Raw genomic sequence first — 11,166 nt, forward strand, 5'->3', positions numbered from 1 at the left:
CTGTCCCTCGATCATTACCCGCATCTCACTGATCCGTTCTCTCAACGGGCGCGGCATCTTTCATGCCACCTCCTGTTTCAACAAGGCAAAGCCCAAGGCGTCCGCCGTCGCGCCACAGGGCGCGACACGTTGCTTTCCAGTCACCTGGATCTCTGCTCTTCACGATCAAGGGCGAAAGTGATATACGCCCCGTATGTGAATATAGGAAGCATACGTGGCGTATGTCAATACACATACGGCGCGTATGTTAATTTACGGAGACAAGGGTGACGGCGAGAACGCGCGCGCAGATGGTCGAGGAAACGAGGGAAAAGCTCATCGCGGCCGGCCGAAAGGCTTTTGCCACAAAGGGTTACGCCGCCTCGTCGATGGATGATTTCACCGCCGAAGCGGGGCTGACGCGCGGCGCGCTCTATCACAATTTCGGCGACAAGAAGGGGCTGCTGCAGGCCGTCATCGACCAGATCGATGCCGAGATGCTGGTGCGCCAGCGCGCAGCGCAGGCCAAGGGCAAGACGCCCTGGGAAGGTTTTATCAACGAAGGTATCGCCTATATCGAGATGGCGCTCGAGCCCGAGATCCAGCGGATCATGCTGCTCGATGGTCCCGCCGTGCTCGGCGATCCCTCGCAATGGCCGAACCAGACCGCCTGCCTGCGCACCAGCACTGAGACCATCGAGGCGCTGATTGCTGATGGTATCGTCAAGCCCGTGGATGCCGAAGCCGCCGCCCGTCTGATCAACGGTGCGGCGCTCAACGCAGCGCTATGGATCGCTGCGGCCGATGATCCGCATGCGGTGCTGGAAAGGGTTGTCGAGGCCTTCAAGCATCTGGCCGGCGGCCTTTTGCGGACCGACAGCTGAGCTCTATCCGATAGTCGGGCGCGCCGGGCTTACTTCTCCAGCGTCGCCACCACCTCGACATGCGAGGTCCACAGGAACTGGTCGATCGGCGTCACCGAGGCGATGCGATAGCCGCCCTCGACGAGAATGGCGAGGTCGCGCGCAAGCGTCAGCGGGTTGCAGCTGACAGCGGCGATCTTCTTGACCGTGGAGCGGGCAAGCTCCTTGCACTGGAATTCGGCACCCGCGCGCGGTGGGTCGAAGACCACGGCGTCGTAGACCTTCAGTTCAGAGGTCATCAGCGGCCGGCGAAACAGGTCGCGGCGCTCGACGCTGACGGGCTTGATCCCCTGCGTGTTGCGCGCGGCGTGGTCGAGTGCCGCAAGCGGCTTGTCTTCGCTTTCCACCGCATGCACCCGGCCAATCCGCGCCAGCCGCAGCGAGAAGGTTCCGGTGCCGGCGAAGAGGTCGGCGATGCGCTTGGATTTGCCGACATGGGCAAGCACCAGCTCGGACATCGCTTCTTCCGCTGGCTTGGTCGCCTGCGTGAAGCTTCCTGATGGTGGCGATACCTGGACGCCGCCGAAATCGAGCATCGGCTTCACCGGCTCGATCAGAATCTCGCCATTGACGGAGACGCGCGCGATCCCGCGCATCGAGAGCACGGTCTCGGTTGCCTTGCGCCGCTGCTGGTCCGAGAGTTTCTTCAGGCCGTCAGCGGCGATGTCGAGGCCGGTCGCGGTTTCGAGCACGGTGATGCGAAACGCCTCGGCGTTGACGGCAAGTGCCGCACCAATCGCCTTGATCGCCGGCAGCCGCGCGATGAGGCTTGCCGACGAGATGGGACATTCCTCGATATTGACGAGATGGTGGCTTTCGGCCTGGTTGAAGCCGATGAGCATTTCTTTCTCGGTCTTGCGCGCGGCGAACGTCACGCGGCGGCGCTCGCCGGGATGAGCGACGACAAGCTCGCCAACCTCGGGCGTCAGTCCCTTGGACTTCAGCGCGTCGATCACCAGCTGCCGCTTGAAGCCGCGATAGACCGCATCACCTGCGTGCTGCAGTGTGCAGCCGCCGCAGGTGCCGTTGACGCCATCGGGGCCGAAGTGCCGACAGTGCGGCTCCTGGCGGTCTGGGGAAGGCGTGGTGATCGACATGACCGTGCCCTGGCTCTTGACGCGCGCGATGGCGACCGTTTCGCCCGGCAGCGTGAAGGGCACGTAGACGGGGCCATCAGCGCCGTTGGCGATGCCGTCGCCCTGGGCGCCGAGCTTCTGGATGGTGACTGTTTCAGTGCTCACGGCTTGGTTCCTGCGAGTAGATATTCCTGGTTTCCGTCCCCGCCCGAGATCGGCGAGGGGATCATGCCGAGGCTGGTCCAGCCCATGTCCTCGACGAACCAGCGCTCCAGTTCGGCGGCAACAGTGGGCGCGGTCGACGGGTCCTTCAGCATGCCGCCCTTGCCGATCGCCTCGCGCCCGGCCTCGAACTGCGGCTTGACCAGCAGCACGGCCGTAGCACCCGGTTCAGCGAGATCGAGCGCCGGCGCCAGCGCCAGCTTCAGCGTGATGAAGGAAACGTCGGAAACGATGAAGGTGAGGGGATGGCCGACATCCTCGGCCTCCAGATGGCGCGCGTTCAGGCCCTCGATATTGGTAACATCGGGGTTTTCGGCAAGCCGCGGATGCATCTGGCCATGGCCGACGTCGATCGCGGTCACATGCGCGGCGCCGCGTTCGAGCAGCACTTCGGTAAAGCCGCCGGTGGAGGCGCCGACATCGAGACAGTGATGGCCCGTCGGATCGAGCTTGAAGTGATCGAGTGCGGCCGCAAGCTTCAGCGCCGCGCGCGACACATATTCCTGCGCGGGATCATCGATTTCGATCGAGACATCCTCGCCGAAGACGGCGCCCGCCTTGGTGACGACCTTGCCATCGACCTTGACGGTGCCACGGCTGACCGCGTCGCGGGCGCGCGAACGGCTGGCAAAAAGACCCAGGCTGACGAGGAGCTGGTCGATGCGTTGTGTATTTTGATCGGACATGGCCTGTCCATGCCGGGCAATGCCATCAGTTGCAAGCCTTTTGTTGATTGTCTCCGCCGTCGCCGCAGTCCTCTGATGTCACATGGATCGGCGGTGCCCGCTCACTCGTCGACAGCAATGGGAAAATTAGCGGTCTCTAGCCAAGTGAAAAGAGACCTACAACCTGCGCTATGATGGCGTGTGATGATGAGACGTCAAACGGGTTGAATCCCCGAGAATTCAGTGGCTGCAGCCAATAAACTGCGACCCGTTGTCGCGCCGACTTAAACAATTTTAAATTTTCCGTGGCTAGTGTCGCCGTCGATTGCAGCGGCCGAAAACCGCGTCCGCCATGATGGCCCGAAATTCCACCGCCGATCATGTTTTCCCTCGTTGATAGTTTCCCCGCACGCGCTGACGCGTGCCCGATTTGCCATGGCGCCAGGCGCCCAGGAAAGACCGACTGATGTTTGCTAGAAACATGTCCCTGAACGGTAAGCTCGCCGCGACCTTCGCGGCTCTCATTCTCATCTTTGTATCCGTCTCCGCCTTCGTCTATTCGAAGGCCGGCGCCGTGGCGGAAGCTGCCATCGAGGAAAAGCGGTCGGAGCTGCTGGTCAACCAGATCGACGACGCCCTGCAGGCCATGCTCGAGCAGGCCGTGAACCTGCGCGGCTTCCTGCTCTTCAAGAGCGACAGCACCTATGGCGATCTCTTCAACAATCGCGACCGCATGCTGAACGCGATTGCCGCCGCCAAGCAGACGGCCGCAGGCAAGACCGAGTTCGTGAGCCAGATCGACGCCATGCAGAAGGCCGCCGACCTCTATTTCAACCAGCTCGCCGTGCCACAGAGCAAGGCGCGCAAGGAAACCGACATGCCGATCGACCAGATCGTCAAGATCGGCGTCAACGAAACCAAGGGCCAGCTCGACGGCTTCCGCCAGGCCTCTGCCAAGATCAAGCAGGCCGCGCGCGATGAATCCGCAGCGCTTTCCGCCATCAAGGCCGATGCCAGTGCGGCGCTCAACATGACGCTGCTCTTCGGCGGCATCTTCGCAGCCTTCGCGGCCGTCGTGCTTGCCTGGATGCTGTCGCGCAGCATCGTTCGCCCGATCGTCGGCATGACATCCGCCATGGGTCGTCTGGCCGGTGGCCAGAACGATATCGAGGTTCCGGCACTTGATCGCCAGGACGAAGTCGGCCGCATGGCGCAGTCGGTTCTGGTGTTCAAGAACGCGGCGATCGAGAAGCTGCGTCTGGCCGGCGAAACCGACCGCATGCGTGGAGACGCCGAACGCCAGCGCCAGATGGGCGACGAGCAGAAGGCGCGCGAGGAAAGCGAACTGCGCTTTGCCATCGACAACCTCGCCGACGGTCTCTCCGGTCTTGCCAACGGCAATGTCGCGATCCGCATCACCACCGCCTTTGCGCCGCAGTTCGACCGCCTGCGCAACGACTTCAACCACGCCGTCGAGAAGCTGCAGGCGGCCTTGCAGTCGGTTGGCCACAATGCGTCCGCCATCAATGCCGGTGCTGGCGAAATCCGCACCGCAGCCGACGATCTGGCCCGCCGCACCGAGCAGCAGGCCGCAGCCGTCGAGGAAACCGCGGCTGCCCTCGAAGAAGTCACCACCACGGTCCGCGACAGCGCCAAGCGCGCCGAGGATGTCGGCCAGCTCGTCGAGCGCACCCGTCTCGGCGCCGAACGCTCCGGCGAGGTCGTCCGCAAGGCCGTCACCGCCATGCAGGAAATCGAGAAGTCCTCGGGCGAAATCTCCAACATCATCGGCGTCATCGACGATATCGCCTTCCAGACCAACCTGCTGGCGCTGAACGCAGGCGTCGAGGCCGCGCGCGCCGGTGAAGCCGGCAAGGGCTTCGCCGTCGTCGCTCAGGAAGTGCGCGAGCTCGCCCAGCGCTCGGCCAATGCCGCCAAGGAGATCAAGGCGCTGATCAACACGTCGGGCACGCAGGTCAATTCCGGCGTCTCGCTTGTCGGCGAAACCGGCAAGGCTCTGTCGGAGATCGTCGGCGCCGTGCAGGAGATCAACCGCCACGTTGGCGCCATCGTCACCGCCACGCGCGAACAGTCGATCGGCCTGCAGGAGATCAACACCGCCGTCAACAACATGGACCAGGGCACCCAGCAGAACGCCGCCATGGTCGAGGAACAGACGGCCGCCAGCCACTCGCTCGCCCAGGAAGCCATGGCGCTGGACGATCTGCTGCGCCAGTTCAACCTCGGCAACGACCGCGCCGCACCGCGCGCGGCAACCGCTACTGCGGCCTCGCGCCCGGTGGCTTCGCCGGCCAATGCGCTGAAGCGCAGCGTCGCTCGCGCCTTCGGTGGTGGCGGCGCAAGTGCCGCGGCCGTCAAGGAAGAATGGTCGGAGTTCTGATCGAACGCCTGATCATCGACAGGAAAGGGAAGGGGGCTGCGCATCGCGCGGCCCCTTTCGCGTTCAGGACCTCAACTGGCCGAAAACGTCAGCTGGCCAGCGCCAATCCGCCATACCGGCTGATCTCGCTTTCGATCTCCGCCACCAGCGTATCAAGTGCTGCGTTGCGCACCTTGCGGCCGCGACGGACCACGTAGACGAGATCGGGCGGCACGGGGAAGCGGTCGGTGATGATCTGCATCTCCGGCCGCAAATGCCGCTCGTTGAGCAGCGCCACGCCCATACCCGAGCTCACGGCGGCGATAATCCCCGCGGCACTCGCGCATTCGAACACCGTCTCCAGCATGATCCCGCCATCCTGCCCGATATCGAGCGCCCAGTGGCGGTAGAAGCAATCGTCGTGGAAGGAGAGAAACGGCACGGACGTGCTCTGCGGCAGGAGCAGGCTCGGATGCTTCACCCAGTGCAGCGTCTCTCGAAACAGGATGACATCGGTCGGGCGCACCTCGTGAGCGAAGACCTGCACGATCGCCGCGTCGAGCTCGCCCTGCTCGAGCATCGCCCGCAGCACCAGGCTCATCCGTACCTGCGTGCGCACGGACACATCGGGATGCAGCCGGCGGAAGCGGCCGAGAATATGGGCGAGCGCCGAGCAGGTCGTATCCTCCGTGAGGCCCAGCGCGATCCGTCCGGCCAGCGTCGTCTTCGACAGGCTGAGCAGCGCCTCGTCGTGCAGGCCGAGAATGCGGCCGGCATAATCCAGCAGTTCCTCGCCCTCGGTGGTGAAGGCGGTGGCGCCTGACTTGCGGTTCAGAAGCTCGCAGCCGAGGCTCGTTTCCAGCCGTTTGATCTTGTGGCTGACGGCCGATTGCGACAGGCCAAGCGCTTCCGCCGCCCGCGTGATGCCGCCGTGATGGCGGATCGCCCAGATGGCGCGCAAGGCGTCGATCTCCAGCCGCCGGTTGTTCAGGTCGCTCATGTCACTCGGTCTCTTCGTTGCCTGCCGATCAGAGCATGCAATGTTGAGCCGGCATTTGCAAACTTCCATGACTGGTTTCGCTTGAAAGTCATGCCACGATCGAAATTTGTCATGTGCTTGGCTGGCGGCAATGGCTTAAGCGGTCGATTGCAGACGCATGACAGGGATCACCGATGACGGACCACGCATTGACCGCCACGACCAAGCAGCAGCACCGCCTTCTATGGCCGCTGATGGCCACATTGCTGATCATCGGCTGGAGTTCCGGCTTCGTCGGCATCCGCTATGCCAGCGAGGAGGCGAGCGTCGTGCTCGTGCTGTTCTGGCGCACACTTTTGTCCGGCCTGATCCTGCTGCCCTTCGCCCTGACCATCGGCCCGCGCATGCAGTGGAAGGCGATCGTCGGGCAAATGTGGTTCGGCGTCATGTCGGTCTTCCTCTATCTCGGCGGCTTCGCGCTGGCGATCGAGCAGCGCGTGCCCACCGGCCTCGTGGCGCTGATCTCGGACCTGCTGCCGCTCGCCATCGCCACCCTGTCGCAACCGGTGCTCGGCGAACGCTTGAGCGGCCGCCAGTGGCTGGGCACGGCGATTGCCGTCGCCGGCGTGCTGATCGTCTCGCTCGATAGCCTCAGCTTCGGCTCGGCGCCGCTCTGGGCTTACGGATTGACCGTCGGCTCGATGCTGATCTTCGCGCTCGCCTCGGTGCTCCACAAGCGTCGGCGCGTCGGCCACATGCCGGTGCATCAGAGCCTCTGCATCCACACGCTGACCGGCTCGGTGCTCTTCGGTATCTGCGCACTGATGCAGGGGGACATCGCGCCGCCGCTGACCCAAAACTTTGCCATCGGCATGGTCTGGCTGGTGCTGATCGCCACCTTCGCCGCCTATTCGGTCTATTACACCAGCCTGCGGCTCTTCCCGGTCGCCAAGGTCAGCGCCGCAATCTATCTGAGCCCACCGGTCACCATGCTCTGGGCCTGGGCGCTGTTTTCCGAGCCACTGACGCTGACGATGTTCGTCGGTCTCGGCGTCACGCTGGTCGGCGTTTTCATGACCTCGCGCGCCTGATACCTCACACGTCGTTCGCCTTGCCGTCCCGGAAATAAAGGCGCTGGATGACCGCCATGATCAGCGCTGTCGCCCAGCCGAAGATGATCCAGCCGTTGACCGCTTCGAACACCGAAATCTGCCGCCACTCCTTGCCAAGCACGACATCGCCATAGCCGACCGTCGTGAAGGTGGCGGTGGAGAAATAGATCGCGTCGTCAAGCGACGGCAGCGCGCCGATCAGATAGTAGAGAAGCGCCCAGAGGCAGATATCGAGACTGATCGGAATGAGTAGGTAGCTGACCCAGGCGACGGTAGCGATCGTGGCATGGCGGCCGAGATATCCCGGCTCCGCATGCCGGATGGCGCGAAGCCCGATCTCCATGAAGACGGCCTGTATGGCGACTGTGGCCGCGATCAGCGCGGTGGCAAGGAGAAAATTGACGGGCACCGGACCTCCAATGGATGTGGGTCAATATTGCACGGCGATCTCGGCTTCGTTGCGTCTACGCGCGAGCCTACAGAACGGAACGTCTTCCGCGGCGCATGCCGAACGCCGCCCTCCGCCTTCGGCATGGGCTCGACTGCTCTCAGCATGCGCCCGGTGAAGGAGCCACCGCACAAGTTCCCTCGCTTCACGCGGCTCAAGCAGCACAGCCGTCACCCCGGCATCGACGGGCAGGCCCGTTGTCTGGTCGATGACGTCGACGAGACCAAGGCGGCCCGGCACAACCATGTACCGCACTCCGCTCACCGCTCCTGACTGCATTCCAACCACACCCCTCGCTTTCATCCCGGCCAAACTAGCAGGCACAGGACCCTACGCATTGCGCAGGATCAATCCTTCGCGGGAAAGGCAGCGATATCGGCGCAGCGTTGATCGCACGCAATGCAGGACGGTCGCCAAGCCCCTATGCTCATCCGCGCGAAAATCCGGATGGAGCCCGCCGTGCAGAACGTTCAGCGCAAACATGGGCCTTCGGGGCTGGTCGAGGCAACAATGGCCGAGCTTCGCGCCGCGCCGCTCTTGGTGTTGCTCGTCTTCGTGCCGGTGGTGATCCTGACGGATATCGCCTCGCCGGAATCGCACACGCTGCTCTTCATCCTCTCCGTCCTTGCGATCATCCCGCTCGCGGCCTTGCTCAGTCGCGCGACCGAAGCCGTCTCCGCCCGCACGGGCGACGCCGTCGGCGGCCTGTTGAACGCCACGCTCGGCAACCTCACCGAACTCGTCATATCCCTGGCCGCCCTGCAGGCCGGGCAATATCTGCTGGTCAAGGCCGCCATCGCCGGTGCCATCGTCACCAACACGCTGTTCATGCTCGGCGGCTCCTTCCTGCTCGGCGGCCTCAAGCATCACCTGCAGGAGTTCAATCGCGTCAGCGCCCGCTTCCAGGCGTCGCTGCTGTTTCTCGCCACCGTCGCGCTGTTCGTCCCCTCGCTGGTGAGCCGCGCCGATCAGGGGCCGGAGATGGTGCAGGCGCTCAGCCTCGGCCTCGCCGTGATCCTGATCGCGGTCTACGCCATGGGCATGCTGTTTTCGCTCAAGACCCACCGCGAGCTCTTCGCCAGCGTCGGCGAGGCCGAGGAGCACCATGGCGGCTGGGGGCTTTCGACCAGCATCATCATCCTGGTCGTGGTCACGCTCTTCGTCGCGTTCATCAGCGAGGTCTTCGTGGGCTCGGTGCAGGCGGCGGCCGAGAAGATGGGCATGACGCCCGCCTTCGTCGGCTTCATCGTCGTGGCGCTCGTCGGCGCGGCGGCGGAAATGACCGCGGCCTTCTCGGCCGCCCGCGCCAACCGGCTCGATCTCAGCGTCGGCATCGCGCTGGGCAGCGCCTCGCAGATCGCGCTCTTCGTCGCCCCCGTTCTCGTCATCGTCAGCTATTTCATCGGCCCCGAGCCCATGTCGCTGCAGTTCTGGCCGGGCGCGGTCGCGATGATGTTCCTCGCCATGATGGCGGCCGCGCTGCTCTCCAATGGCGGGCGCGGCGCCTGGTATGTCGGCGTGCTGGCGCTCGCCGTCTACGCCATATTCGGCCTGGCGCTGTTCCTCCTGCCGCCCGCCGCTTCCTAGAATCCGGAGAGGTTCGGAGATATGCGCATCCGCGCCACATCCCGCTTCGGCGTTTCCCTGTGCACGCGGACATAATCGCGGTTGAACTGCGATGGGCTGTCATATCCGACGCGAAACCCCGCCTCGGCCGCCGTCATGCCTTCTACGATCATCAACCGACGCGCCTCCTGCAGGCGGATCTGGGTGCGAAACTGCAGCGGGCTCATCGCCATCGCCGCCCGAAAATGCTCGTAGAAGGACGACGAGCTCATGCCGGCGATATCCGCCAGTTCCTCGATCGCGAAGGGGCTTCCGAAATTGCGGCAGACATAATCGACCGCCCGGCCGATCTGGTTCAGCCGGCTTTCGCCGCTGGCGATCTGCCGGATCAGCCCGCCCTGCGGTCCCGATATCAGCCGGTGCAGAATCTCCCGCTCCACAAGCGGCGCCAGCACCGGCGCATCCTCGGGTGCATCGAGCAGACCAAGCAGGCGCGCCGCCGCATCGATCAACCGTGGCGTCGTTTCGCTCACCCGCGCTGCCGCCGGGTTCTCGTCGCGTGCTGGTGATCCCGCGATCATCTCGTTCAGAAGCGTACGGTCGAACTCCAGCCGCAGGCAGAGATAGGGCGCGTCAGGACTGGCCTCGATCACCGCGCCGATAACGGGCAGGTCGACACCAACCACGAGATAATGCGCGGCATCGTAGATATAACTGGCATCGCCGATCGTCGCCCGCTTGCGCCCCTGCGCGACAATGCAGCAAGAGGGCTTGTAGAGCGTATGCAGCGGCTCCGTCGTCGCCGAGGATCGTATAACGCCGACGCGCGGCAGTACGGTGTCGAAGTTTCCATCCACGCCGGCATGGCTATCGATCAGGGCGGCGAGATCGGTAATTGTTTCCATGGTGCCAGCATCGGACGTCTCGCGCATTTTGCCAAGAGACCATCATCCCATTTCGGAGGATCGTGCAAGAATTCCGGAAAAGCCATCTACCGCGACAGGCGCTATCGGCGCGATCCTGTGTCGGTCAACAGATCGCTTGAGGAGCAAGACATGACCGATATGAACAACAAGGTGGTGCTGATCACAGGCGCCAGCAGCGGCATCGGCGCCGCCACGGCCCGCGAATTGGGCCTCGCCGGTGCAAAACTGGTCATCGGCGCGCGCCGAACCGACCGCCTGGACGCTTTGAGTGAGGAAATCCGTGCCGCGGGCGGTGTCGTGATCTCAAGAGCGCTCGATGTCACCGACCGCACCGACATGCAGGCCTTCGTCGATGCCGCTATTGCCGAGTTCGGTCGCGTCGACGTCCTCGTCAACAATGCCGGCGTCATGCCGCTGTCGCTGATGTCCTCGCTGAAGGTCGAGGAATGGGACCGGATGATCGACGTCAACATCAAGGGCGTGCTCTATGGCATCGCGGCCGTGCTGCCGATCATGAACGCCCAGCAATCCGGCCAGATCATCAACGTCTCCTCCGTCGGCGGCCTCGCCGTTTCGCCGACAGCGGCGGTCTATTGCGCCACCAAATACGCGGTACGGGCGATTTCCGATGGCCTCAGGCAGGAAAACAAGATCTTGCGCGTCACCTGCATCTATCCCGGCGTGGTCGAATCCGAACTCGCCGACACCATCACCGAACCCTTCGCCGCTCAGGCCATGGTCGCCTATCGCGCCGTGGCGCTGAAACCCGACGCCATAGCCCGCGCCATCCTTTACGCCATCGACCAACCCGCCGACGTCGACGTCAACGACATCGTCGTGCGCCCGACGGCCGTCCAAGCGCCTTGAACACGGTGCCGACAATCCCGGCC

At 64.0% G+C, this 11,166-nt stretch carries 12 protein-coding genes; 6 read left to right on the top strand and 6 right to left on the bottom strand.

The features are described from left to right. Together ACCD05_RS30930 and ACCD05_RS30935 are read left to right on the top strand one after the other, a co-directional pair. Positions 1 to 181, top strand: a 181-nt coding sequence (locus ACCD05_RS30930) for a hypothetical protein (protein WP_413397443.1), incomplete at its 5' end; no start/stop codon positions are given. Between the two features lie 109 nt (positions 182 to 290). Continuing rightward, positions 291 to 863, top strand: a complete 573-nt coding sequence (locus ACCD05_RS30935) for a TetR/AcrR family transcriptional regulator (protein WP_413397461.1) — start codon at positions 291 to 293, stop codon at positions 861 to 863. Between the two features lie 29 nt (positions 864 to 892). On the opposite strand, the gene ACCD05_RS30940 is transcribed toward ACCD05_RS30935, so the two are convergent. Then, positions 893 to 2,143 (bottom strand): class I SAM-dependent RNA methyltransferase, encoded by a 1,251-nt coding sequence (locus ACCD05_RS30940; protein ID WP_413397445.1) that lies wholly within the window; start codon positions 2,141 to 2,143, stop codon positions 893 to 895. Beyond that, positions 2,140 to 2,886, bottom strand: a complete 747-nt coding sequence (locus ACCD05_RS30945) for a TlyA family RNA methyltransferase (RefSeq protein ID WP_413397447.1) — start codon at positions 2,884 to 2,886, stop codon at positions 2,140 to 2,142. Before ACCD05_RS30945 ends, ACCD05_RS30940 begins: the two co-directional genes overlap by 4 nt. A gap of 445 nt (positions 2,887 to 3,331) precedes the next feature. On the opposite strand from ACCD05_RS30945, the gene ACCD05_RS30950 reads away from it, so the two are divergent. Further along, positions 3,332 to 5,266, top strand: coding sequence for a methyl-accepting chemotaxis protein (locus ACCD05_RS30950; protein WP_413397449.1), 1,935 nt, complete (start codon positions 3,332 to 3,334; stop codon positions 5,264 to 5,266). A gap of 88 nt (positions 5,267 to 5,354) precedes the next feature. Here ACCD05_RS30950 and ACCD05_RS30955 read toward each other — a convergent pair whose 3' ends face one another. Continuing rightward, a complete protein-coding gene (locus tag ACCD05_RS30955) occupies positions 5,355 to 6,245 on the bottom strand; it encodes a LysR family transcriptional regulator (protein ID WP_413397451.1) in 891 nt (296 codons plus the stop codon). Between the two features lie 173 nt (positions 6,246 to 6,418). Between ACCD05_RS30955 and ACCD05_RS30960 the strand changes: the two genes are divergently transcribed. Beyond that, positions 6,419 to 7,315: a DMT family transporter gene (locus ACCD05_RS30960; protein ID WP_413397453.1), complete on the top strand. Its 897-nt coding sequence runs from the start codon at positions 6,419 to 6,421 to the stop codon at positions 7,313 to 7,315. A 4-nt stretch (positions 7,316 to 7,319) separates the two neighbouring features. Here the strand turns inward: ACCD05_RS30960 and ACCD05_RS30965 are convergent, their stop codons facing one another. Both ACCD05_RS30965 and ACCD05_RS30970 read right to left on the bottom strand, forming a co-directional pair. After that, positions 7,320 to 7,745: a potassium channel family protein gene (locus ACCD05_RS30965; RefSeq protein ID WP_209232849.1), complete on the bottom strand. Its 426-nt coding sequence runs from the start codon at positions 7,743 to 7,745 to the stop codon at positions 7,320 to 7,322. Positions 7,746 to 7,766: 21 nt separating this feature from the next. Next, complete coding sequence (locus ACCD05_RS30970; protein ID WP_413397455.1) at positions 7,767 to 8,039, bottom strand: hypothetical protein; 273 nt, start codon at positions 8,037 to 8,039, stop codon at positions 7,767 to 7,769. Between the two features lie 255 nt (positions 8,040 to 8,294). On the opposite strand from ACCD05_RS30970, the gene cax reads away from it, so the two are divergent. Beyond that, positions 8,295 to 9,371 carry a calcium/proton exchanger gene (cax, locus tag ACCD05_RS30975; RefSeq protein WP_413397463.1) on the top strand — a complete coding sequence of 359 codons (1,077 nt, stop codon included), beginning with the start codon at positions 8,295 to 8,297 and terminating at the stop codon, positions 9,369 to 9,371. Here the strand turns inward: cax and ACCD05_RS30980 are convergent. Further along, the gene (locus tag ACCD05_RS30980) at positions 9,368 to 10,255 is read right to left on the bottom strand and encodes an AraC family transcriptional regulator N-terminal domain-containing protein (protein ID WP_413397457.1); all 888 of its coding nucleotides are present in this window, start codon (positions 10,253 to 10,255) and stop codon (positions 9,368 to 9,370) included. The genes cax and ACCD05_RS30980 overlap by 4 nt on opposite strands. A 150-nt stretch (positions 10,256 to 10,405) precedes the next feature. Between ACCD05_RS30980 and ACCD05_RS30985 the strand changes: the two genes are divergently transcribed. Continuing rightward, entirely contained in the window at positions 10,406 to 11,143 is a 738-nt protein-coding gene (locus ACCD05_RS30985; RefSeq protein ID WP_413397459.1) for an SDR family oxidoreductase, read from the top strand. Positions 11,144 to 11,166: the final 23 nt, after the last annotated feature.

Origin of the sequence: Rhizobium sp. Rhizsp42, assembly GCF_047304155.1 — a bacterium.
Taxonomy (GTDB): domain Bacteria; phylum Pseudomonadota; class Alphaproteobacteria; order Rhizobiales; family Rhizobiaceae; genus Rhizobium.